This is a genomic window from Flavobacterium sp. FlaQc-28, from assembly GCF_044007415.1.
GTDB lineage: Bacteria > Bacteroidota > Bacteroidia > Flavobacteriales > Flavobacteriaceae > Flavobacterium.
Genome location: NZ_JBIPCM010000001.1, coordinates 735,878 through 760,979, shown reverse-complemented (window position 1 = coordinate 760,979; position 25,102 = coordinate 735,878). Strand labels below are relative to the sequence as shown.

At 31.4% G+C, this 25,102-nt stretch carries 21 protein-coding genes and 1 tRNA gene; 9 read left to right on the top strand and 13 right to left on the bottom strand.

Translation table 11 applies throughout. The annotated features are described in order from the left end of the window. Positions 1 to 28: 28 nt before the first annotated feature. From mnmG to ACHRVL_RS03355, 3 genes are all read right to left on the bottom strand, one after another. Complete coding sequence (gene mnmG, locus ACHRVL_RS03365; protein WP_395410302.1) at positions 29 to 1,900, bottom strand: tRNA uridine-5-carboxymethylaminomethyl(34) synthesis enzyme MnmG; 1,872 nt, start codon at positions 1,898 to 1,900, stop codon at positions 29 to 31. 404 nt (positions 1,901 to 2,304) lie between these two features. After that, positions 2,305 to 2,724 carry an rRNA maturation RNase YbeY gene (gene ybeY, locus ACHRVL_RS03360; protein WP_395410301.1) on the bottom strand — a complete coding sequence of 140 codons (420 nt, stop codon included), beginning with the start codon at positions 2,722 to 2,724 and terminating at the stop codon, positions 2,305 to 2,307. Next, entirely contained in the window at positions 2,721 to 6,110 is a 3,390-nt protein-coding gene (locus ACHRVL_RS03355) for a hypothetical protein (RefSeq protein WP_395410300.1), read from the bottom strand. The genes ybeY and ACHRVL_RS03355 overlap by 4 nt, the downstream gene beginning before the upstream one ends. 163 nt (positions 6,111 to 6,273) lie before the next feature. On the opposite strand from ACHRVL_RS03355, the gene gltX reads away from it, so the two are divergent. Both gltX and ACHRVL_RS03345 read left to right on the top strand, forming a co-directional pair. Beyond that, positions 6,274 to 7,779, top strand: a complete 1,506-nt coding sequence (gene gltX / locus ACHRVL_RS03350; protein ID WP_395410298.1) for a glutamate--tRNA ligase — start codon at positions 6,274 to 6,276, stop codon at positions 7,777 to 7,779. A gap of 132 nt (positions 7,780 to 7,911) precedes the next feature. Next, positions 7,912 to 8,892, top strand: a complete 981-nt coding sequence (locus tag ACHRVL_RS03345; protein WP_395410296.1) for an SPFH domain-containing protein — start codon at positions 7,912 to 7,914, stop codon at positions 8,890 to 8,892. A 22-nt stretch (positions 8,893 to 8,914) separates the two neighbouring features. Here the strand turns inward: ACHRVL_RS03345 and ACHRVL_RS03340 are convergent, their stop codons facing one another. The 5 genes from ACHRVL_RS03340 to ACHRVL_RS03320 all read right to left on the bottom strand — a co-directional run bounded on the left by ACHRVL_RS03340 (position 8,915) and on the right by ACHRVL_RS03320 (position 13,571). Next, on the bottom strand, positions 8,915 to 9,169 hold the full coding sequence (locus ACHRVL_RS03340; RefSeq protein ID WP_089053515.1) for a DUF6327 family protein: 255 nt from the start codon (positions 9,167 to 9,169) through the stop codon (positions 8,915 to 8,917). A gap of 3 nt (positions 9,170 to 9,172) precedes the next feature. Further along, positions 9,173 to 9,523, bottom strand: coding sequence for a competence protein (locus ACHRVL_RS03335; RefSeq protein WP_395410294.1), 351 nt, complete (start codon positions 9,521 to 9,523; stop codon positions 9,173 to 9,175). Between the two features lie 135 nt (positions 9,524 to 9,658). Then, a complete protein-coding gene (locus tag ACHRVL_RS03330; RefSeq protein WP_099717854.1) occupies positions 9,659 to 9,985 on the bottom strand; it encodes a YtxH domain-containing protein in 327 nt (108 codons plus the stop codon). Between the two features lie 91 nt (positions 9,986 to 10,076). Further along, positions 10,077 to 10,559 (bottom strand): hypothetical protein, encoded by a 483-nt coding sequence (locus tag ACHRVL_RS03325; RefSeq protein ID WP_089053518.1) that lies wholly within the window; start codon positions 10,557 to 10,559, stop codon positions 10,077 to 10,079. 894 nt (positions 10,560 to 11,453) lie between these two features. Continuing rightward, entirely contained in the window at positions 11,454 to 13,571 is a 2,118-nt protein-coding gene (locus ACHRVL_RS03320) for a glutamine--tRNA ligase/YqeY domain fusion protein (RefSeq protein WP_395410291.1), read from the bottom strand. Between the two features lie 107 nt (positions 13,572 to 13,678). Here ACHRVL_RS03320 and folB point away from each other — a divergent pair, with 107 nt between their 5' ends. Both folB and ACHRVL_RS03310 read left to right on the top strand, forming a co-directional pair. Then, complete coding sequence (gene folB, locus ACHRVL_RS03315) at positions 13,679 to 14,038, top strand: dihydroneopterin aldolase (RefSeq protein WP_089053520.1); 360 nt, start codon at positions 13,679 to 13,681, stop codon at positions 14,036 to 14,038. A gap of 94 nt (positions 14,039 to 14,132) precedes the next feature. After that, positions 14,133 to 14,203, top strand: a tRNA-Cys gene (locus ACHRVL_RS03310). A 623-nt stretch (positions 14,204 to 14,826) separates the two neighbouring features. On the opposite strand, the gene ACHRVL_RS03305 is transcribed toward ACHRVL_RS03310, so the two are convergent. Genes ACHRVL_RS03305 through rnr form a run of 3 tightly spaced genes read right to left on the bottom strand, consistent with a single transcriptional unit; the run spans position 14,827 to position 18,383 of the window. Continuing rightward, positions 14,827 to 15,504, bottom strand: coding sequence for a LysE family translocator (locus tag ACHRVL_RS03305; RefSeq protein WP_395410289.1), 678 nt, complete (start codon positions 15,502 to 15,504; stop codon positions 14,827 to 14,829). A gap of 6 nt (positions 15,505 to 15,510) precedes the next feature. Beyond that, a complete protein-coding gene (locus tag ACHRVL_RS03300) occupies positions 15,511 to 16,179 on the bottom strand; it encodes a head GIN domain-containing protein (RefSeq protein WP_370431316.1) in 669 nt (222 codons plus the stop codon). Between the two features lie 23 nt (positions 16,180 to 16,202). Then, complete coding sequence (gene rnr, locus ACHRVL_RS03295) at positions 16,203 to 18,383, bottom strand: ribonuclease R (RefSeq protein WP_395410287.1); 2,181 nt, start codon at positions 18,381 to 18,383, stop codon at positions 16,203 to 16,205. 110 nt (positions 18,384 to 18,493) lie between these two features. Here rnr and ACHRVL_RS03290 point away from each other — a divergent pair, with 110 nt between their 5' ends. Both ACHRVL_RS03290 and rpiB read left to right on the top strand, forming a co-directional pair. Beyond that, positions 18,494 to 18,727: a DUF2007 domain-containing protein gene (locus ACHRVL_RS03290; RefSeq protein ID WP_089053524.1), complete on the top strand. Its 234-nt coding sequence runs from the start codon at positions 18,494 to 18,496 to the stop codon at positions 18,725 to 18,727. A gap of 778 nt (positions 18,728 to 19,505) precedes the next feature. After that, on the top strand, positions 19,506 to 19,937 hold the full coding sequence (gene rpiB / locus ACHRVL_RS03285) for a ribose 5-phosphate isomerase B (protein ID WP_089053525.1): 432 nt from the start codon (positions 19,506 to 19,508) through the stop codon (positions 19,935 to 19,937). 143 nt (positions 19,938 to 20,080) lie between these two features. On the opposite strand, the gene ACHRVL_RS03280 is transcribed toward rpiB, so the two are convergent. After that, positions 20,081 to 20,350: a DUF1294 domain-containing protein gene (locus ACHRVL_RS03280; protein WP_395410285.1), complete on the bottom strand. Its 270-nt coding sequence runs from the start codon at positions 20,348 to 20,350 to the stop codon at positions 20,081 to 20,083. Positions 20,351 to 20,465: 115 nt separating this feature from the next. Between ACHRVL_RS03280 and ACHRVL_RS03275 the strand changes: the two genes are divergently transcribed. Then, positions 20,466 to 22,589 (top strand): Tex family protein, encoded by a 2,124-nt coding sequence (locus tag ACHRVL_RS03275; RefSeq protein ID WP_395410283.1) that lies wholly within the window; start codon positions 20,466 to 20,468, stop codon positions 22,587 to 22,589. Positions 22,590 to 22,668: 79 nt separating this feature from the next. Here ACHRVL_RS03275 and ACHRVL_RS03270 read toward each other — a convergent pair whose 3' ends face one another. After that, complete coding sequence (locus ACHRVL_RS03270; protein WP_089053528.1) at positions 22,669 to 22,845, bottom strand: twin-arginine translocase TatA/TatE family subunit; 177 nt, start codon at positions 22,843 to 22,845, stop codon at positions 22,669 to 22,671. A gap of 209 nt (positions 22,846 to 23,054) precedes the next feature. Between ACHRVL_RS03270 and ACHRVL_RS03265 the strand changes: the two genes are divergently transcribed. After that, positions 23,055 to 23,555, top strand: coding sequence for a peptidase (locus ACHRVL_RS03265; protein ID WP_395410281.1), 501 nt, complete (start codon positions 23,055 to 23,057; stop codon positions 23,553 to 23,555). An 11-nt stretch (positions 23,556 to 23,566) separates the two neighbouring features. Beyond that, positions 23,567 to 25,051 (top strand): GH3 auxin-responsive promoter family protein, encoded by a 1,485-nt coding sequence (locus tag ACHRVL_RS03260; protein WP_395410278.1) that lies wholly within the window; start codon positions 23,567 to 23,569, stop codon positions 25,049 to 25,051. The last annotated feature ends 51 nt before the right edge of the window (positions 25,052 to 25,102 follow it).

The window sequence follows — 25,102 nt, the reverse complement described above, 5'->3', positions numbered from 1 at the left end:
TTGAAACCTGAAACTTGAAACAACTTTTCTATCGTCCCATATAAATCAAAAGCACAGAAATATCACTTGGCGACACTCCGCTGATTCTTGAAGCTTGCGAAATTGTAACTGGTCGAATTTTGCCCAATTTTTGTTTTGCTTCAATCGACATTGACTTAATTTTATTATAATCGAAATTCTCTGGAATTTTCACTTCTTCTAAACGAGTTAACTTATCCGCGTTATTTCTTTCCTTTTCGATATAACCAGAATACTTAACTTGAATTTCGGCTTGTTCTAATATTTCTCTGTCTAGATCATTCTCCTCAACATACGCTTTTACTTTTTCAAATTTCAGCATATCATCTAAATCAATCTGCGGACGAGAGAAAACTTTAAACATTTTATCACCTTGTGTAATTGGTGCAGTTTCTTTTGCTTCTAAAATTGGATTTGTTTCAGCAACCGAAACACTTGTTTCTCTAAAAAAAGCAACCATCTTTTCAGACTCGTTTAATTTCTTTTCCATTCTTCGCAAACGAGCTTCCGATGCAAGACCAATTTCATGAGACATTGGCGTTAATCTAAAATCGGCATTATCTTGACGCAATAAAGTTCTGTACTCCGCTCTTGATGTAAACATACGATATGGTTCTTCTGTTCCTTTCGTAATTAAATCGTCAATCAATACTCCAATATATGCTTCGTCACGTTTTAAAATTAAAGGTGCTTTTTCATGCACTTTTAAATGCGCATTTATTCCTGCCATTAAACCTTGTGATGCCGCTTCTTCATATCCTGTCGTTCCATTAATTTGTCCAGCAAAATATAATCCCTCAACCAACTTCGTTTCTAAAGTATGTTTCAATTGTGTCGGCGGGAAATAATCATATTCGATTGCATAACCTGGACGAAAGAATTTCACTTTCTCAAAACCAGCAACAGAACTCAACGCTTTAAATTGAATATCCTCTGGAAGCGAAGTCGAAAATCCGTTTACATAAACTTCACAAGTATTCCATCCTTCTGGCTCAACAAAAAGTTGATGACGTTCTTTATCTGCAAAACGATTAATTTTATCTTCAATCGACGGACAGTATCTCGGACCTAAACTTTTGATTCTTCCGTTAAACATTGGCGAACGATCAAAACCTTCTCTCAAAATATCATGAACTTCAAGCGACGTGTATGTCATATGACAAGATCTCTGATTCGTTAACGGAACGGTTAAATCCGAATAAGAAAACTTATCCGGTTTTGCATCTCCTTTTTCTTCATTCATTTTCGAATAATCCAAAGAACGTCCATCAACTCGCGGCGGCGTTCCTGTTTTCATTCTTCCAGCTTCGAATCCAGCTTTCACTAAATCTTCAGTAATTCCAGTTGCAGCACTTTCACCTGCTCTTCCTCCACCGAATTGTTTTTCTCCAATATGAATCAGTCCATTCAAAAAAGTTCCATTTGTCAACACTACCGATTTCGAACGAATCTCAACTCCAAGCGAAGTTTTAATTCCTTTTATTTTTCCGTCCTCAATAATCAACCCTTTTACCATTTCTTGGTAAAAATCTAAATTTGGAGTTCCCTCCAACATCATTCTCCATTCTTCAGCAAAACGCATTCGATCACTTTGAACTCTTGGCGACCACATTGCAGGTCCTTTTGACTTGTTCAACATCTTAAACTGAATTGCAGTTCGATCTGAAACAATTCCCGAGTAACCTCCAAGCGCATCGATCTCACGAACGATTTGTCCTTTTGCAATTCCTCCCATTGCAGGATTACATGACATCTGAGCTATGTTCTGCAAACTCATTGTAACCAATAAAGTTTTGGATCCCAAATTTGCGGCCGCTGCCGCGGCTTCAGATCCTGCATGACCAGCACCAACTACAATAACATCGTATTCTTCTAAAAACATTTTGTTTTATTATTCTCTGCAAACCGTTTAAGGCGATTCTCAGAATTAACTTTATTTACTTTGTTCCACGTGGAACGGGATTTTTTGTTTCAGGTTTCAGGTTTCAGGCTTCAAATCAAACTTAAAAGTTCCACGTGGAACGTCTTTGATTTCTTCTAAATTCAAAACTAAAAACTAAACGTTCCACGTGAAACATTTTACTTCTTTTTTCTGTTCAGAATTAAATTTCACGTGTTCCACGTGAAACAACTTATCAGGCTTAAATCAATTTTTCGTACTCCACGAGAGACACTTTTTAAAATCGTTTTCAAAATAGAAACGTTTCACGTGGAACATAAAATACTTTTCTTTAAAAACATATTCCACGTGAAACATGTTTTCTTGGTTTCTTTTTAGATTTTTAATTACTGTTCCACGTGAAACATCGCAATCTTTTCGTCTTCTTTAGAACGCATAAATTCCGCTTCTGTATCACTTTTGTCTTTATACCCACAGTAATGTAATATACCGTGAGCAAGTACACGTTTTAGTTCCTCCTCAAAAGAGACATTAAAATCTTTTGCGTTATCCTCTACTCTTTCAATAGAAACAAATATATCTCCGTTCAATTCGTTACCAACTGTATAATCAAAACTGATAATATCAGTTAATGTGTCGTGATCTAGATACTCTACATTAATCTTATGAAGATATTCATCATCACAAAAAATATAATTTATTTCTCCTTCGTTTTTATTTTCAGAAACTATTACAGCACTTAACCAATCAGAAAAGGCTTGTTCGTTGTCTAAAATAAATTCTGTTTCGTAATTAAAATTGATCATTTTGTATTAAAATATTCTTGAACCTTTTGATTAAAATTCGAGCGCAAAGGTAGTGATTGTCTGTTTAATATCTCTACACTGTTTAAATAATCCGTCAACGAACTTGGTAAAGCATTCGAACGATTAGAAAATTCAGCTTTATTTGTTTCAGATTGACGCTTAGTATCTTGCCCTTGCTCCTGAACAGCATTATTTAATTTTAACAATTCTTGCTGAATATTCAAAATACGCTGCAGGTTTTCATTCTTGAAACCTTTATTCAAAATCTGTTTTTCTGATGCTTTCATCTGATCAATAACTGATTTACCTTGCATATCTAAACCTTGTTTTGCCAATTCTTTTTGCAATGCTTCACGAAGTTTAACTTGCTCTTTGTATATTTCCATTATCTTTTCAGCATCACCTTCCCCATCATTCTCATCACTTTCTTTCTCTCCTTTATTGTTTCCTTGACCATTTTTGCCATCGCCGGTTTTCCCTTGTCCAGTTTTTCCCTGACCCTCTTTGCTTTGATTTTGCTTTCCTTGTCCTTCCTTGCCATCTCCATTATCGCCTTGTTGGCTTGTACCTGGTTTACCGCCCTGCTTCATTCCATCTTTCATTTTATCCGCAAGACCTTTTTGTTTTTGAATAATATCTGGCAGCTGCATGCCTTGACCATCTCCAGGTTTTGGTTTTCCAGCTCCCGGTTTAGACATAGACATTTGCATATTATTTAATAAATCACTCAAAAAATCAGCCAGCTTATTCGCAGAAGAAACTGAATATTGCTGATGTGAAACTCCTTTTGGAATCTGAACATCGGTTAAAGTTTCAATTGCTTTATCCATATTATACTGCACATTTCCAATTTCCTTCGTTACCTCTTCAGCAACTTTTGGGTTTCTAAGCGATAATGCAAACAAACTATCATCAATATGACGGAACTGCTGCTTTAAATTTTGCTGTATTTTTATGTTCTTTGTATAGGCAGAAGAACCTAATTTCATCGATTTAAACTGTTTCATAACATCTTCTTGAGACAATGAAAATGCCAAAAGATTATCCAGAATCTGACGAAGCATTGCAACATCTTCATGCAATTGTTCTTGCTCTCCTGCTTCCATAGTAGATTGCATTTGCTCTGCCATAGACTTCATTTTCTTAGAAGCATTCTTTTGCTTTGGCTTAGCTGATTCTGTGTTCTTTTTTCCAAGTTCTTCAGAAGCTTTATTCAAATCATTCTCTACCTCTTTTTCTTTTGAGGCATCCTTAGGAATATCTAAAGGAGATTTTAATGAGTTATTCTCTTGTTTCAAATCTTTTAAATCTTCCTGAATTTTATCAAAAGACTTATTAATTTCATCTTGTTTCTCTTTGTTGTTTTCTTTACTATTTGAAAGCTGTTCTTGCTTATCAGCCAATTTATTCAACTTTTCAGCAACCTGCTCCGCTTTCTTCTCTACATAAAAACGCTTTGTTAATTCAACTAATTGTTCTAAATTACGAGATTGATTCTTACTGATTTGTTTGAACTTTTCCATCTTATCAAACAACTCTTCACTGTTTAATTTATCATTTAGGTTCTTCAACTCGTCCATTAATTTCTGATTTTTCTCTAAATCTTTCTCTGCATTGTCTAAACGTTTTTGCAAATCATCGGCAGTTTTGTCTTTCTTTTCAGATTGAAATTTATCCAGATTTTTGTTCATCTTTTCAGCAAACTGTTTCATCAACTCGTCCTGCTGCTTTTGACGTTTAATAAAATCATTAATCTTTTGCTGATCTTTAAACTCTAAATTATCCTTTTCTTTTCCTGTATTTTTTAGTTTATCCATTTCAGAAAACTGCTTTTGCTGATTCTTTAATGACTTAGATAAACTATTAATATTTGCATTTTGCTGCTGTAGTTCTGCATCATGAATTTCATCAGTTGTCGAAACACGATCTGAAAACGTAGATGACTTCGTACTTTTAAATCCGTGTAAAGCATCATTGTCAAAAATCTCAAAATAATATTCATAAGATACTCCTTCTTCAACAGCAAGATTACTAGGGAAATTAAAAACAAACTGATCAAATACTCCCGCCTTTACCGGAATAGTTCCACGTTTAGCAGTGTTAGGTTTTCCGTGCTCGTAGTAAACAACCTGTAACTTTGACAATCCATAATCATCACCTAATCTTCCTAAAACATAACTTTTATCAAGCTTTAAACTATCAGGAGCAGGCGAAACAGCGATCGTTGGAAACTGATCTTTGATAACTGACAGCTGATAATCTAATTTTTCATAGTTTTTAACCTTATTATTTGAAGTAAGAATTTGATAATCTGTGTTTTGACTAATATTCTTAGCCAATTTAAACTCATTTTCAGCTTTATTAAACTTAAAAATTGAGTTTTCGTCTTTCCATACTACTTCTTGAGTTGATTGGGTTTTCATTTTCCAAGTTACCACTGTTCCTTCAGGTACAATTGCATTTCCTGTTCCTTGAATTACCTCGGATTTCTTTTTTAAATAAGATGGAAAATTCAAAACCATTTCGAAGTTCGCAATTGATGGAACTGTAATAACTTTTAATTCATATTCATGTGATGAAACTGAATTACCTTCAAAAGAAAACTGAACATCAGTTGTTGGCTTTTCGATCTTAAATTCGAACTTTCCTGTTTGAGACGATTCCATAAAATAGCTTTCATTCCCAATATGAATCATTACATTTTCAGGAACAACGTTACCTTCTGTCTCAACTTTTACAATAAAATCTTTGTTTTGTTCAGTCTGCAGATTGCTATTTAAAACCACAAATTTGAATGGAGCAGGCGGTAAAAATGAAGCATTGAAATGCACTACTCTATTAAAACTCTGCGAAATTATATTGCTGTTTCCAGAAACAAAAAAGACTGCAAACAGCAAAACTGGAATTAAAGCTAGTGGTAAAAACTTTTTATTTGATTTAAAATTGATAGCATTTCCAAACGGAATTGGCTGCAATGAATTTGCTTTTTGCTCAATCGAAGCCAGCATTAATTCTGAACTTTCAGCTGAATTTTCACTTGAAGAAAGCTGTAAAAAGTTTGTCAGCTTATCACTTACTTCTGTAAAATGATTGCCGATAATAGCTGAAGCCTGATTATAATCGATTCCTTTTTGAAATTTAAAAAGTTTAAAGATTGGAAATAAAATAAATCGAAACAATAAAAAAACTTCTACGGCAATAAATAACCAAAACAAAAGTGTTCTTCCTGCAGGTTTTAACCAAAGAAAATACTCAACAAAAAGGGTAAAAAGAAAATACAATAAACCAAAACCAATAAAAAGAAGTGCTCCTTTTATCAATTCATTCATATAATATTTCTTTATAAATCCTTCTAACTTCTGATATATTGCAGATGACGTTTTCAATGTGAATCTATTTTATTTATAACCCATAAAAGTACTAATTATAACGATAAGTCTGAAAGTCAAAAGTCGAAAGTCAAAAGTTTAGCACACAGCTAAAAACCTTTCAGACTTTCGACTTTTGGCTTTTGACTAATATCGTATCTTTGCAACAAAATTTAAACAAATGTCAAAGCAAGTTCGTGTGCGTTTTGCACCAAGTCCAACTGGACCATTACATATTGGCGGAGTTCGTACTGCCCTATTTAATTATTTATTTGCAAAAAAACATAACGGTGTTTTTTATCTGAGAATTGAAGATACAGATCAGACTCGTTTTGTTCCAGGTGCGGAAGCTTATATCATGGAAGCTTTGGAATGGTTAGGAATTTCTCCTGAAGAAACTGTTGGAAAAAATGAAAAATTTGGCCCGTACAGACAAAGTGATCGTAAAGATTTATACCAAAAATATGCAGATCAATTAATCAATTCAGGTTGGGCATATTACGCTTTTGATACTCCAGAATCTCTTGATACTTTGAGAAAAGAACAGGAAGCGGAAGGAAAAACATTCATTTATAATCATACAAATCGTGAAAAGTTAGATACATCTTTGGTAATTTCATCTGACGAAACTGCTAAAAGAATTGCAAATGGAGAGCATTTTGTAATTCGTTTTAAAACTCCGGTTGATGAAACTTTACATTTAAAAGATATTATTCGTGGTGATGTGAAATTTGAAACGAGTTTACTTGATGATAAAGTTCTTTTCAAAAGTGACGGAATACCAACTTACCATTTAGCTAATATTGTTGATGATCATTTGATGGAAACTTCACATGTAATTCGCGGTGAAGAATGGCTTCCATCTATGCCTCTTCACGTTTTGTTATACAGAGCTTTTGGCTGGGATGCTCCAGAATTTGCACATTTACCACTGATTTTAAAACCTGTTGGAAATGGAAAATTATCTAAAAGAGATGGTGATAAACTAGGATTTCCTGTTTTTCCACTCGAATGGAAAACCGAAGAAGGCGTTTCATCTGGATATAGAGAGAAAGGATTTTTCCCAGAAGCTGTTGTAAACTTTCTTGCTTTGTTAGGTTGGAATGATGGAACAGATAAAGAATTATATTCTTTAGAAGAATTAGTAGAGGCTTTTGACTTAAACAGAGTTCATAAAGCGGGAGCAAAATTTGATCCTGAAAAGAATAAATGGTTCAATCACCAATATTTAATCAAACAAAATGATGCTGATTTAGCGAAAAGCTTCTCTCCTATTTTAGAAGAAAAAGGCTTCACGACTCCGCTCGAAGTGACAACTCGTATTGTATCACTTATCAAGGAAAGAGCAAATTTTGTTTCAGAATTTTGGGATTTAACTGATTTCTTTTTCCAAGCTCCAACATCATATGATGAAAAAGCAAGTAAAAACTGGAAGGAAGAAACTCCAGCTTTAATGCAGGAATTGATTTCGGTTTTAGAAAATATTGAAGATTTTACTTCAGCAAATATTGAAACTATTGTGAAAGATTGGTTAACTAAAAACGAAATCGGAATGGGTAAAGTTATGCAGCCTTTCCGTTTAAGTTTAGTTGGAGCGCTTAAAGGTCCTCACCTATTTGACATTGTTGAAATCATCGGAAAAGAGGAAACTATTTCAAGAATTCATAAAGCAATCGAAACTTTATAATAAAATTTCAATTCAAAATAGAAACGCTAAGAAACATCTAACAAATGTTCTTAGCGTTTTTTTAATGCTTAAAAACCATATTTTAGAAGAATTTTCGTAAATTCCCAAAATCATAAACATAAATTAAAAACCATGAGTACAGCATTTATTATCTTATTAGTATTGGCATTCTTCATTTTCATGTCGTCTTTCTTTACTGTAAAACAACAAAGTTCAGTTGTTATTGAGAGATTTGGAAAATTTCACAGCGTGAGAAATTCGGGATTGCAATTAAAAATTCCAGTTGTTGATAGATTGGCCGGACGTGTAAATCTTAAAATTCAGCAATTAGATGTTATTATTGAGACTAAAACGAAAGACAACGTTTTCATAAAAATGAAAGTTTCGGTTCAGTTTAAAGTAATTCAAGATAAAGTATATGATGCTTTTTATAAATTAGAATATCCTCACGATCAAATTACTGCTTATGTATTTGACGTTGTTCGTGCTGAAGTTCCTAAACTAAAATTAGATGATGTTTTTGAAAGAAAAGACGATATCGCAATTGCAGTAAAAAGAGAATTAAATGAAGCAATGACTACTTACGGATACGATATTATCAATACATTGGTTACTGATATTGATCCAGATATTCAGGTGAAAAATGCAATGAACAGAATCAACGCTGCTGACAGAGAAAAAACTGCTGCTGAATTTGAAGCTGAAAGTTCAAGAATTAGAATTGTTGCAAAAGCAAAAGCCGAAGCTGAAAGTAAACGTTTACAAGGTCAAGGTATTGCAGATCAACGTCGTGAAATTGCAAGAGGTTTAGTAGAAAGTGTTGAAGTTTTAAACAATGTTGGTATTAACTCTCAAGAAGCTTCTGCTTTAATTGTTGTTACGCAGCATTATGATACATTACAAGCAATTGGAGCTGATGCAAATTCAAACTTAATATTGCTTCCAAATTCACCACAAGCTGGAAGTGATATGTTAAACAATATGGTTGCTTCTTTCACAGCATCAAATCAAGTTGGTGAAATGATGAAGAAAACTAATAAAAAGATTGAAAAACCAAAACCAATTCAACCACAATCTGGTTATGAAGATGATATTCAACCTGAAGTTAAATAACTAACTAAAAGAAAAAAGAGGCTTAATTGCCTCTTTTTCTATTTATAAACCAACCTATTATGTACGGTAAAACAGATTGAAGTATCTTGGTATAAGAATTTGAAAAATAATCTGTGTAAGATGAAATAAAACCGTTTACAATATTTTGCGGTGTTATACTTTCTTTTGTTTTTTGAACGTTTAAAACTAACTTTTGATAATTAATATCTTTTTCTAATTTTAAAATTTCTAAATCTCTGTCGATTTCAGCGTATGAAGAGTACTTTTTTGTTTCCATAACTTATTCATTAAAAAATATTTCTGAAAATTTCTCTAAAATTGGCCCCTCTACAAATTTATCTTTTACAAAGAAAAGTAAAACTGTAAAGACCAAATAGATCCCTCCTACTGCTAAGAATCCTAAAGCAATACTTTCGAATAAAGCACCAAAAGCATAAGCTGCAGCAAAAGATCCAAAAAGTAAAACCATACTAAAACACAATAAAATCAATGTAAACTTAAAAATTAAAGTGGTTGATTTCATTGCAACTTTAAAACCCCAGAGTTTATAGTATGCTAAATGACTATCAATGTAAACTTTAGCCTGATCCTGAATTTTTTCTGTATTTTCCTTTAATTCTTCAAAAGCCATAATTGTAGTTTTAATTAAAAAAAGAAGCACAAAATACACTTTGAAAAAAACTGTATTTAGCTGCTACTTAAAATTAAGTAAAATAAACCAAAATACAATTATAAAAATCCAAGTGAACTTTGTGCTCCCTAAATATTATTTCTGAAGTTTAGCGTTGTGCGCTTTTAAATCAGCAAGTTTAGATTCTAGAAAAGTAATTACTTCCTCTGTTTTATAACTCATATTCGAAAGTAACTCATCATAAGTTCCGTCAAGATTACCTTTTGCATGAGCAAACTTTTCGCGCAATACCTCAGAACTAGCTGAAAGAGAATCTTTTAAATTATGCCTGGCATCATCTAAACCTTCTTTTAATTTTGCGCGTGTTTTTGATCCTTTATCTGGAGCAAATAATATTCCGATTGCTGCACCAGCAGCTGCACCAGCCAAGATAGCTGCTACTGTATTTAAGTTCTTTGACATAATAATAAAATTTAAGTGATTAATAAAGGTACTCTTTTTTTAAAATATAAATTATTGAACAAATGATATTTACTAAAATTTAACACTAAAATTAATACGCGTAAGCTACTGCTTCATATTTACCGTTTCCTTTCTCAACAATACTTACAAACGGATATCCATTTGAAGCTGACTTACTTTTGATTCTCATAGCAGTTTGATTCTTATTGGCAATTGGCGGTTCACCTTTTGTCCTTGTCGAGACACCTGTAAATGAAGCCACTTCTTTCAGTCCTATTGTCTTTTCTTGAGGCAGAACTGTTACCATTTTATAATCATCTTTTGAATCTACTATTATTTTATCTGATATTTTTTGTGTTTGATTGGTTTGTTTATTGGTTAATTGAGAAACAGCATACTTACTAATTTTAACTTCTTCAGAACTTCCGTTTAAAGAATAATAAATTAAACCATTTTCGTTTTTAATAAAATTTACATCAAGTTGCTCACCATTGTGTTTTGTAATTTGATGTGTTTGCGAAATTGCAATGTTTGCAAATAAAACTGCCGATAATGTAAAAAATAAATTTTTCATAACATTTAAAATTTAAGGATTAAAAATTCTTAGTTCAAAATGAAAATCAAAATTTCGATACGTGTAAAACTAACTTCATGAAATTTACAAATTATAAATGCTTTCAAAAAATACTTACATCGTAAATGTATTATCAAAAACAAATTACAACTATAAACTGACCATAAAATCAATTTTTAAAATTCAGGTTTAGAATTAACTCTAAAACTAAAAATGAAAATTTTTAAATTTTAGAAAAACTCCAATTCGATTCTTAAAACGCCAATTTTTGAAATTCTAAAATTTCATACTTGAGCTTTTGATAAAAATAGCAACTTTATAAACAATTGTGTGTTAACAACCCGTTAAACTAAGAAAAATTAGGCTAAAAACTAAAATAAAGATCGTAAAACAACAAAAAAACAAAAGTTAATTATTGATATTAAAGAAGTAAAAACGGCGCTTAAAATTAATTTATGAAGGTCATTTTTACTTAAATCTATCTATTAAAATTATAAAAACAATAAATAAAACAAATAATAATTAAAATCATTTAAAAACCAAAAAAACATAATTAAAATTGATATTTTAAAAACAGCAATTTAGAAATTGACGAAACTAAAAAAACAAATTATAATTCTCCTCAAAAAAGGGAATCTCCAATTTCAAAAATAATTTCTACTCAAAAAGACGTAAAAAAACATAAAACAAAATCAAAAATTAAAATAAAGGCTTCTGTTTTACTGTTTTTAAAAATAGGATAATTGACATGGAAGAAATGAAAAAATAACTTAAAATCAATTTATGAAAGTCATTTTTAATCTATAAAAATTATAAAACATTAAGTATTAATAGAAAAAATAAATAATAAAAAAAAGCGCTTATAAAAAGCGCTTTCCATAGATTATAATTATTTTACTGCTTTACCATCTCGGTAAGAATTTCTATTTCTTTTTCCGATGCATTTTTTGGAGGATTTAAATGCAGTTTTGAAATTTGGTCTTCAAACTGATTTCTTAAATTTTCGTTTTCAATATTTTTTAAATTTAAAAGAGCTCTATATCTAACATAAGTCGATTCACTTCTCAAAGACATAGTATATAATTTTTTAATATCCTCTTCTTCAAAATCTGAAGACTTCCAATTTGAATATTTCAAAATAAATAGAGCAAACAACAATGAAGCCTTATTATTGTTGATATTCTTTTTTAATGAATTCTGCAAAAGTGAAAAACTTGAAATAGTGGCTATGTTCTCGCCTATTGCATCTCGAATTGCCAAACGTTCAGCTAAATTTTCTAATTTAAAATATTTATTAATATCTTTTAAAGAATTATTGATACTATTTTCTTCTTTTTTACCTTTTTCTTCCCAAGCATCTTTCAATCCTACAGTCTTGTTAAACACTAATTTTGAAGGAGTTGAATCTTTATCAACAGTAAAATATCCTAAACGTTGAAACTGAAATTTGTCTTCATTTTTAGCTGTTGCTAAACTTGGTTCAACAAATCCAGTTACAATTTCTAATGAATTTGGATTCACAAAATCTAAGAAATTTTTCTCTTTATAACTGTCTGGAGCTTCATCTGTAAACAAACGATCGTACAAACGAACTTCTGCTTCAACAGCATGAGGAATAGAAACCCAATGCAGCGTTCCAGACACTTTTCTTTGACTTGCTTCTGTCCCGCTTCCGCTTAAAGAATCAGTATCATAAGTAACATGAATTTCTGTAATATTACCTTCAGAATCTTTTACAACAGATTCTCCTTTAATAATATACGCATTTTTAAGACGTACTTCTTTTCCTAAAGTCAAACGGAAATATTTAGCTGGAGCTTCTTCTAAAAAGTCTTCTCTTTCTATGTATAATTCACGAGAAAAAGGTACTTTTCTAAATCCTGCATTCTCATCCTCCTGATTATTTTCGGCTTCTAACAACTCTTCTTTTCCTTCAGGATAATTTGTAATTATCACTTTTACCGGATCTAAAACTGCCATTACACGAGGTGCAATTTTGTTTAAATCTTCACGAATACAGAATTCTAAAACCGATACATTTATTAAATTATCACGTTTTGCAATACCAATTGTATTAGCAAAATTACGTAAAGATGCAGCGGTATAACCTCTTCTTCTTAACCCAGAAATAGTTGACATTCTAGGATCATCCCAACCGTTAACATGCTTTTCTTTAACTAGTTGCTGTAATTTTCTTTTACTAACAACGGTATGTGATAAATTACGTCTTGCAAATTCTCTTTGCTTCGGACGTAGTTTATTTTCGTCTAAAATCTGATCTAAAAACCAATCGTATAATTCACGGTGAGGTAAAAATTCCAGCGTACAAAATGAATGTGAGATTTCTTCTAAATAATCACTTTGTCCGTGTGCCCAATCGTACATTGGATAAATTTTCCAGGCATCACCAGTTCTATGATGATGTTTGTGTAAAATTCTGTACATAATAGGATCACGCATCAACATATTAGTCGATTTCATGTCAATTTTTGCACGAAGAATATGTGTACCAGCCTCAAATTCACCGTTTTTCATCCTTTCGAATAAATCTAAGTTTTCTTCAACAGAACGATTTCTGTACGGACTATCTGTTCCAACTGTAGATGGAGTTCCTTTTTGAATTGCCATATCTTCAGAAGACTGACTGTCAACATAAGCTTTATCCTTTTTAATTAATAAAACTGCCCAATCGTATAATTGTTGAAAGTAATCAGAAGCGTAACGTTCTTCAGCCCATTTGTAACCCAACCATTCAACATCTTTTTTAATAGCATCAACAAATTCCTGTTCTTCTTTTTCAGGGTTTGTATCGTCAAAACGTAAATTTACAGGAGACTGATAATCAATTCCTAAACCAAAATTTAATGCAATAGAACTTGCATGACCAATGTGTAAATAACCGTTTGGTTCTGGTGGAAAACGAAAATGAAGTTTACTTTGTGAAAGACCTGATTTTAGATCTTCCTCTATGATTTGTTCAATAAAATTGAGTGATTTCTCTTCTGATGCCATTATTTTATAGTAATTTTAGCAAAGATAAAAAAAAGGTTTCAGGTTTCAGGTTTAAAGTTGTTTAAGTCGCACAAAACCTGAAACTTTAAACGTGAAACAATAAAAAAATGGGAGTTATAAAACTGAAAAATATCCGTACTTTTTCATACCACGGATGTTTAATTGAAGAAGGAAAAATAGGATCAGATTATATTGTTGATCTAAAAATTAAAGCAAATTTACAACAATCAGCACAAAGCGATCATCTTGCTGACACAGTTGACTATGTTCATTTGAATAAAATTGTTGCTGAAGAAATGGCAATTCGTTCGCATTTATTAGAACATGTGGCAAAAAGAATCATAATTCGTGTATTGGCAGAAATTGAATCTGTAGAAAAAACGACTGTTTGGGTTTCAAAAGTAAATCCTCCTATTGGCGGTGATGTTGAAACAGTTACTATAAAAATGACTGAAAAAAGAAAGTAATTCTTTCTACATAAAATCTAATTTTTTAAAATAGTTTACATTAAACTTTTGAAATTTAAAGATTTTAGTTACTTTTGCCATCCGTTCAAGTAATGGCGTCGTGGCCGAGCGGCTAGGCTGGGCTCTGCAAAAGCTCCTACTCCGGTTCGAATCCGGACGATGCCTCAAAAACCTCTAAAGAAATTTAGAGGTTTTTTTTATGCTTAATTTTTAGAAAAAATTAATTAAATATATTGGTTCGAATCCAAACGATGATTCAAAACCTTCAAAGTAATTTAGAATATTTTTTATGTTTAATTTTTAGAAAAAATTGAATAAAAATAGTAGTTCGAATCCTAACGATGATTCAAAACCTTCAAAGTAATTTAGAGTATTTTATGCTTAATTTTTAGAAAAGATTAATTAAATATATTAGTTCGAATCCGGACAATGATTCATAACCTTCAAAGCAATTTGGAAGTTCTTTTTATGCTTAATTTTTTAGAAAAAAGTAATTAAAAATAGTGGTTCGAATCCAAACGACAACTCAAAAATATTCTCAGAAATTAGGAGGTTTTTATAATCTAATTTTCCACAATCTTGTCATTTCGAGGAACGAGAAATCACACTAGGGATTCTACAAAGATTGGCAACATACTGCACGGAATTTCTAGTGTGATTTCTCCTTACGTCGAAATGACAAAATAGACTTAAAAAACTTCTTTAAAAGTTCCAAACAAACATTATAAACATAAAAAAAACCTCTGAAATTCAGAGGCTTAATTTTATAATTTTGGGTTATTAACAAACTACTTTTCAATATTCTCAAAAGCATTTTTAACCATTTCTTTTTCTTTTGGAAACCATCCCTGAATCATTAAAACAAAACCAAAAACCATCAAAACTACACTAATTCCTTTTTTAATTTTTAGAATATTAGTTGGTGTCATTTTAGATTTTAATTGTTTGGCTAATAGAATTTTAATACAATCAACTAATAAATAAGTAATAATTACAGAGGTAAAAAAAGTAAACATTCTTGAATTTTGCATTTCTAATTTTGGTCCTACAGAAATAATAACTGCAAGCCAAAAACCAAGAACTCCAATGTTAATAACGTTCAGTAAAAATCCTTTTACAAACAAACTTCCGTAGTTTCTTTTTAAGATATCTCGATCAATTTCTTCATCATTAATTTTCTCTTCTTTCTTCAGTTTTACAAAAGAAATAATACCATAGGAAAGCATAATTATACCTCCAAAAATAAAAAGTGCCGGCTTGTCTTTTAAACTTGAAATCAGTCTGTAACTTCCTAAATACGCAATGGCAATAAAAAATATATCACCTAATACTACTCCAAAATCAAATACAATTGCAGCTCTAAATCCTTTTGTAATACTGGTTTCTAATAAAACAAAAAATACCGGACCTACCATAAAGCTTAGAACAAGTCCCCATGGCAGTCCAGCCAGAATATCATTTATCATCAAAAATTATTTTACTTCTTCAATTTTACCACCAAAAACCGTTTTTTGGTTAATTTGCTTTGGTTTTCCATAAATGTAAATAGAGCCTCCTGCGCTCACTTTTGCATCGACAAGGGTTGATGCATTCACATCTGCTTTTCCGCCCGCAGAAACGCTTACTTTCGTCTGAGAAGTAGCTAATTTACTTGCCAGCAAATAACCGCCTGCTCCAAGACTTGCATCTTGATTTGAAGCTTTGCCAGTTAATGTTATTGAACCTCCTGAAACTGAGCTTACATTAAGTTTATCAACATCTAAATCAACATTTATTTTTCCGCCTTCCTGTGCACTAACTTTAAAAACAGTTGCTTTTATAGGATCTTTACTTGAAACATAAGCCCCTTCATTTACATCAATAAGCTCTATATTTCTGTAATACAAAGTAATATCAAGATCATCACCAGATAATAGTTTAGGAAAAGGCATTCTTAATTTTAATAAACCTTTCTTGTTAACAACTTCAACTTCTGCTTCTCTTGCTCCTTTAATAACAATTTTGTTTTCAGAAGATTGAACTAATTTAACACTTAATTTATCAAAAACTTTAACCGAATCAAAATCTCCCAGTTCTTTAGTAACTTGACCAAAAGACATTTGTACAAATAAAATTGCTGCTCCAATAATTAGCTTTCTCATACTTTTATTTTTTTAATTAATAATTATTCTGCTCTTCGTAGAAAATGAAAATCAAGTTGTTTTTTAACTAAATCGGCATTTTTTACTTTAACATAAATTTCGTCTCCTAATTGTAAAATGCTGTTTGAAGTAGCTCCAACCAAAGCATATTGTTTTTCATCAAAAGTATAGTAATCATCTTTTATTTCTCTGATTCTTACCATTCCTTCGCATTTATTAGAAACGATTTCAACATAAATTCCCCATTCAGTAACACCAGAAATAACTCCAAGGAATTCTTCGTCTTGATGATCCTGCATGTATTTAACCTGCATGTATTTAATACTGTCACGTTCAGCGTTTGTAGCTAAACCTTCCATATTTGAACAATGCAAACATTTAGTTTCATAAGTTTCTTCATCTACAGAAACTCCTCCATCCAGATAATACTGCAGCAAACGATGTACCATAACGTCAGGATAACGACGAATTGGCGATGTAAAATGACTGTAATAATCAAATGCTAAACCATAATGGCCAATATTATCTGTCGAATATTTGGCTTTACTCATACTTCTAATTGCAAGAGTATCAATTAAATTTTGTTCTTTTTTACCATTTACTTCTTCCATCAAAGCATTCAATGATTTCGAAATATCACCTTTGTTACGGAAATCTATTTTATAACCAAACTTAGCAATTACACCTTGCATTGCAATTAATTTATCTTCGTTTGGTTCATCGTGAATACGGTAAACAAACGTTTTCTTTTGTTTACCAATGTATTCAGCCACTTTTCTATTAGCTAAAAGCATGAATTCTTCAATCAAATGATTGGCATCTTTTGAAACTTTAAAGTAAACTCCTTCTGGTTCTCCTTCTGCATCAAGATTGAATTTTACTTCAACTTTATCAAAAGAAATAGCACCATTTTGCATTCTTTTCTTTCTTAGAATCTTTGCTAATTCATCTAATTTTAAAGTCGCTTCTACAATTTCATCTGAAACTACATAAGAATCTCCAGTTATAGAAATATCAACCGGAATAGTATTGTCTTTTGTTTCAATGATATATTGTGCTTCTTCATAGGCAAAACGCTGATCTGAATAGATTACAGTTCTACCAAACCATTGGTTAATAACTTGTGCATTTGGAGAAATTTCAAAAACAGCAGAGAATGTATATTTCTCTTCATTTGGGCGAAGTGAACAAGCGAAATTAGACAAAACTTCAGGAAGCATTGGCACTACTCTATCTACTAAATAAACCGAAGTTGCTCTTTGATAAGCTTCATCATCTAAGATTGTTCCTTCTTCAAGATAATACGAAACATCGGCAATGTGAATACCTATTTCAAAATTTCCATTCTCTAACTTTTTGAAAGACAAGGCATCATCAAAATCTTTTGCATCTTTTGGATCTATCGTGTACGTAAGTGTACCACGCATATCACGACGTTTTGCAATTTCAGATTCCTGAATTGAGGTATCTAATTTTTGTGCATAAACCTCTACTTCTACCGGAAAATCTGCTGGTAAACCGTATTCGGCTAAAATAGCATGAATCTCTGTATTGTGTTCTCCAGGTTTTCCTAAAACTCTAATTACAGATCCAAACGGACTATCGGCTCTTTTTGGCCAATCTTCTATTTTTACTAAAACTACATCTCCATTTTCAGCTTCACCTATTTTATCCTTTGGAATAAAAATATCGGTATACATTTTTGGGTTTGCAGTCGAAACAAAAGCAAAATTTGCCTGAATATCAATAACTCCAACAAACTCTGTTTTATCTCTTTCTAAAACTTCAATTACTTCACCTTCAGGTCTTTTTCCTTTTCTTCTATTATAAACATAGACTTTAACTTTGTCTTTATCTAAAGCACGATTTAAATTATTAGTCGGAATAAAAACATCTTCTGCAAAATCAGGACAAATAAAATAAGCCGTTTTTCTGCTCGTCATATCAATTGTTCCTTCGTAATAATCCTGACTGATTGCTTTTATTAAATACTTACCAGGTTCAGATTCTATAATCTTTTTTGAAGCAGCGAGAATTTTCAAATCCTTAATAATTTGATTTCTGCTTTTAGTATCGTCAAGTTCGAGCTTTGCTCCTATTTGCTTATAATTGAATGGTTTATTAGGGCTTTGCGATAAAATTTTTATTATTTTTCCAGAGAAATCCTTCTCATTTTTTATCGGCTTTCTAATTTTCTTACTCATATATCTTTTCTTATAAGGCTTAAAATTACAAATAAGATATTAGATAATACTTTTTAACAATTAGAATTATTAAAAATATAACTTTTCGTACATTTACAAAAAGACCTAAAATGGAAAGCTTTCAAACCATCGCTATATTCAATTATCAGCACGAAACGGTAGTTCTCAAACACTTATTGGAACAAGAAGAAATTCCATATTTTTTTGAAAACGAAATGACCCTTTCAGTTGTCCCAATGTACTCGGCTGCACTTGGCGGAATCAAACTCAAAGTTCATCCAAACGATTTCGAACAAGTTCAAGAAATTCTAGACAACTTAAACAATCCTCTTAAAATCGTTTAAACAGTTTCTTTTTTTCAAACTAAATTCATTTTTTTTCTTTTTAAACTTTTTTAGTTTTCAACATATATTAAATACAACAAAAAAGATTTTTAAAAATTTAAAAAAATTTGGTTGTTATTATAGTGTGTTAATATGTCGAATAAATTTATTTTTAAAAGTATTGAAATGAAGTTTCTCTTAGTTATCTTGAGTTATCAACATAGTTATTTTGGGTTAAAAGTTTAATTTTTAAGACTTTTTGTATTTTAATTAACAACGGTTGACAACCGAAAATGAATTCATTTTGTAGATAAGTTCATATGTTGGTATTTGTTGAAAATGGCATTTTTGATATTGATAACTTTTCTAAAAATTCCTGAAACTTTTCTTGCATTTTAAATTCCAGTTTTGGATTAAGCATTTTTTTGACACGACCAAAAAAAACTTCTAATTTTCTTTTCCAACTTATTAACAAATAATGTTAACTTAAAGTTAATTGAATATCAACGAATTACGAATTGCTATTAACACTTTAAAATTTTAACAAAAAAGCTGTTTATTCTTTATTGATAATGAGATACTTATAGAGTTATTAAAATTGTTGATAACTGATAAGGATTTGATAGTAAGATAGTTGTAAAATAAAGGTTTCAGCTTACGAATTTCTAAAATAGAGCTTACAATTATGATTATTGTTTTTTAAAGTTAATAAGTATAAAATTTGTGAAAATTAGTGAAATTCATGGCAAACATTTATTAATTGAGTAAATTTGCACAACACAACTTAATAGTATTAAAAATGAAAATTTCGATAGGAAACGACCACGCAGGACCAGAGTATAAAAAAGCAATTGTTGAAATGCTTAAAGCAAAAGGATATGAAGTAACTAATTATGGAACTGATTCTGAGGATTCTGTAGATTATCCTGATTTTGGACACCCGGTTGCAAATGATGTATCTGAAGGAAAAGCTGATTTTGGAATTGTTATTTGCGGAAGCGGTAACGGAATTGCAATGACTGTTAATAAACATCCTAAAGTAAGAGCTGGTTTATGCTGGACTAAAGAAATTGCGTATTTAACACGTTTACACAACGATGCTAATATTGTGAGTATTCCAGCAAGATTTACTTCTATTCCACAGGCTGTAGAAATTGTTGAAACGTTTTTAGCAACAGCTTTTGAAGGCGGAAGACATCAAAATAGAGTAAATAAGATTGCTTGTTCGTAAAACAGAAAAAAGGGGTGCTTCGCACCAATATATAATAAACACACCGGGTGGATTTTTTAAATTTATCCGGTTTTTTAGTTTCTTAAACTACTGTATTTCAGTTTTATATTTCTATTTTTTAAGGTTATCAACATTGTTAATATCTATATTTTATTATTTACTATTAGGTAAATTAAAACGGCTTGAAGAATAAAAATTATTGAGAATTTTATAATAAATGACATTTTACTCGTTTTATGTCTAAAGATTAACATTGCTGTTAATAAACCAATTGTTCCGCCAATTGCTTCGAGTAAAAAAAGTGTATTTTCGGGAACTCTTTGTTTGTTTTTTCGAGCTTGATATTTATCATATCCAGCAAGAATAAAAACAATGATATTTACAAATAAAAAATACAGTAATAAAATCTCCATTGGTATAAAATTAAAAACAAAGATATTATTTTAGCCAAATCATTGGTAGTTTATTAATTTTATTTAACAAGTAAATTATATCAATTTATAATTAAGAATTTATTTCATTAAAAGTATGACTAATATTCAATTCATTGCCAAGTCTGTACAAACAGCAGCAATTAATATTCAAAATACCGTTAAATTATTAGAGGAAGATTGTACGATTCCGTTCATTTCTCGTTACCGAAAAGACACTACAGGAAATCTTGACGAAGTTGTAATTGAGCAGATTGCAAAGCTTCAAAAAGAATATGAAACGCTTACAAAACGTAAAGAAGCTGTTTTAAAATCAATTGAAGAACAAAAAGCGCTTACGCCAGAATTAAAACAAAAAATAGAACAGAGTTTTGATTTACAGGAAATTGAAGATTTTTATCTTCCATACAAAAAGAAGAAAAAAACAAAAGCTGATGTTGCACGTGAGTTTGGTTTAGAACCATTGGCAAAGATAATAATGTCTGAAAATGATGTTGATGTCGATTTTATTTCGACACAATACATTAATGAAAATGTTGTTAACGAAGAAGCTGCTATGCAGGGTGCACGAGATATCGTTGCAGAATGGATTAACGAAAATATTTACGTTCGTAAACAGCTTCGTAGATTATATCAGCGAAAAGCAACTATTGGAACTAAAGTTGTAAAAAAGAAAGCCGAAGAAGAAGGAGCACAAAAATTCAGTCAGTATTTTGATTGGGAAGAACCTTTGACTAAGACACCTTCGCATAGATTATTAGCTATGCTTCGTGCTGAAAATGAAGGTTTTGTTAAAATGAAAATTGATGTTGATATCGATGATGCTTACGATGTTATTGATGAAATTATCATTAAAAAACAAAATAGTACAACAGCTCATTTGCAATTAGCGATTGAAGACAGTTATAAACGTTTATTGAATCCAGCAATAGGAAACGAAACGTTACAAGAAGCAAAAGCAAAAGCTGATGCTAATTCTATTCAGGTTTTTGCTAATAATTTAGGTCAGTTATTATTGGCTCCGCCTTTAGGCGAAAAACGAATTCTGGCAATCGATCCAGGATTTAGAAGTGGTTGTAAAGTAGTTTGTCTGGATGAAAAAGGCGATTTATTATATAATGAAACCATTTATCCGCACGCGCCGCAGAATGAGGAAACAATGGCAATCAAGAAAATTCGTTCGATGGTAAATGCCTATCAAATAGATGCGATTTCTATTGGGAACGGAACAGCTTCTCGTGAAACAGAATTTTTTATCAAAAAAATCGCGTTCGACAAACCGATTCAGGTTTTTATTGTTTCTGAGGCTGGGGCTTCGGTTTATTCGGCATCAAAAATCGCGAGAGAAGAATTTCCTAATTATGATGTAACAGTTCGTGGTTCAGTTTCTATTGGGCGTCGACTTTCAGATCCGTTGGCTGAACTGGTTAAAATTGACCCAAAGGCAATTGGAGTAGGACAATATCAACACGACGTTGATCAAACGAAATTAAAAGAAGAATTAGACAATACTGTAATTCGCTGCGTAAACTCGGTTGGAATTAATATTAATACTGCAAGTAAACATTTACTGAGTTATGTGAGTGGAATAGGAGAGAAGCTGGCAGAAAACATTGTACAATATCGATCAGAAAATGGTCCTTTTGAAGATAGAAAGCAATTGAAGAAAGTGCCGCGTTTGGGTGATAAAGCCTATCAACAAGGTGCGGCATTTATTAGAATTTCGAATGCTAAAAATCCATTAGATAATTCTGCGGTACATCCAGAGGCTTATCCAGTTGTTGAAAAGATGGCAAAAGATTTGAAACTTTCAGTAAATGACTTAATAGCAAACAAAGAGAAAACAGCGCTTATTAAAGCCGAAAATTATATTACTCCTGAAATTGGTTTACTTACGCTGAAAGACATCATAAAAGAGCTTGAAAAGCCTGGATTAGACCCGAGAAAGTCGGCTAAGGTTTTTGAATTTGATGCAAATGTAAAATCAATTAAAGATTTGAAAACTGGAATGATTTTACCAGGAATTGTCAATAACATTACCAATTTTGGCTGTTTTGTAGATATCGGAATCAAAGAAAGCGGATTAGTTCATATATCACAATTGAAAGCTGGTTTTGTAAGCGACGTAAACGAAGTGGTAAAATTACATCAGCATGTTGATGTAAAAGTTACTGAGGTCGATGAGGATAGAAAGAGAATTCAGCTGACAATGATTTTATAAAATTTCAAAAAAGAGAATTAAACAAAAAAATCCCAAGCTACAATTGTAACTTGGGATTTTTTAATAAGGTTGTAAATGCTTATTTAGTTTCTTCCTCTTCTTTTTTAGGTGCTGTTTGATCATCTTTAGCAGCGTTCTTAAATTCTTTAATTCCGCTTCCTAAACCTTTCATTAATTCTGGAATTTTTTTACCTCCAAAAAGTAATATCACAATACCTACTATAACAAGGATTTCTGTAAGACCTAATCTTCCCATGATTGTATAATTAATGCCGAAGCAAATTGATTTTCAAATTCTACCGCAAAGGTATATAGAATATACGAACAACAAGAGTTTTTGGTTTAAAATATTTGTTACTTACTGCGTTAAATATTCTATAAAATATTTAAATTGCTGTGTTTGCTCATTTTTGTCAGACAGCAGCAATACGATTAATTACTATATTTGCTTGTATAATTAACCAAATGACTAAGAAAAAATTCAATTTTAGAAAAAATTTGTTCATCAAAAACCGCTTGGTAATCTTGAATGAAGAAACTTTTGAAGAAATTTTTTCATTTAAACTCAATTTAATGAACGTTTTTGTAACGTTTACTCTAGGCGGTATATTTTTAATATTAGTAACCACTTTTATTATTGCTTTTACGCCTTTACGCGAATTTATTCCAGGATATTCTTCATCGCAATTGAAAAGGAATGCGACAGAACTCGCAATAAAATCAGATTCATTAGAAAGAGCTTTGAGGAAAAATGAAGCTTATATAAAAGGGGTTCAGAAAGTATTGAAAGGGGAATTAGAATATGCAAAATTCAATAAAGATTCCATATTAGCAGACGTCGATGAACCTTCTGATGTAAATATGAAAACAACCGAAGAAGAAAATAAGCTTAGAGAAGAAGTTGCAAAAATGGAGAAGGAGTCTATCAATTCTAAAGCTGTTAAAAATAAAAAAGAAAAGAAATAATACCATTAAGAATGTCTATTAAATCAGTAGCAGCAAAACTATTTGCGAGCAAAATATACCATAAAACACAGGCTTGGGCCAATAAACCGGTAGAAACTCAAAGTAAAGTATTTGAGAGTTTAATCAGTGATGCAAAAGAAACAGTGTTTGGAAAAGACCATCATTTTAAAAAGATAAAAACAGTTGGTGACTTTCAAAAGAATCTTCCTGTTCGAGATTATGAAGATTTAAAATTGTATATCGATAGAGTAAAGGAGGGGGAAGAGAATATTCTCTGGAAAGGAAAACCAATTTATTTTGCAAAAACTTCCGGCACAACCTCTGGCGCAAAATATATTCCGCTTACAAAAGAGTCAATGCCATCTCATATAAAAGCCTCTCGAAATGCGATTTTGCATTATATCTATGAAACGGGAAATGCTGATTTTGTTGATGGAAAAATGATTTTCCTGCAGGGAAGTCCAATTTTAGTTGAAAAATACGGAATCAAATTTGGAAGATTATCCGGAATTGGAGCTCATTTTGTACCAAAATATCTGCAGAAAAATCGAATGCCCTCTTGGGAAACCAATTGTATTGAAGATTGGGATACTAAAGTAAATGCAATTGTAGACGAAACGATCAATCAAGATATGACCATAATTTCGGGAATTCCGTCTTGGGTACAAATGTATTTTGAGCGTTTAGAAGAAAAAAGCGGTGGTAAGAAAATAGGAGAGTTATTTAAAAACTTTAATTTGTTTATTTACGGCGGAGTTAATTACGAACCCTATCGTGCAAAGTTCGAGAATATGATTGGTCGCAAAGTAGACAGCATCGAATTGTTTCCAGCGTCTGAAGGATTTTTTGCCTATCAGGATTCTCAAAAAGAAAAGGGAATGCTTTTGCTTTTGAATTCGGGAATTTTCTACGAGTTTATTAAAGCCGATGAATTCTTTACCGAAAATCCAAAAAGTTATACGATTGGCGAAGTAGAAATGGGTATTAATTATGCCTTAATAGTTTCTACAAATGCCGGGCTTTGGCGCTATAATATTGGCGATACCGTTCAGTTTACCTCTTTATTTCCGCATAGAGTTATTGTTTCAGGACGTATCAAACATTATATTTCTGCTTTTGGAGAACACGTTATTGCCAATGAAGTCGAAAATGCGATGAAAGAAGCAACAGCAGGAACAAATATTGTAATAAACGAATTTACCGTAGCACCTCAAATTACGCCATCAAGCGGATTACCATATCATGAATGGTTTATCGAATTTGAAAATGAACCAGAAAATATGGAAACTTTTGCGGCAGCAATTGACGATTCAATGCGAAAACAAAACATTTATTACGACGATTTAATTACCGGAAATGTGTTGCAAAAAGTTGTTGTAACCAAAGTTTCGAAAAATGGATTTCAGGAATACATGAAATCGCAGGGAAAATTAGGCGGGCAAAATAAAATTCCGAGATTATCAAATAATAGAGATATTGCGGATAATTTGAAATAAAGGTTATTAAATATGAAGTTAGGCAGATTTCAAGCAAATTAACATTTATAA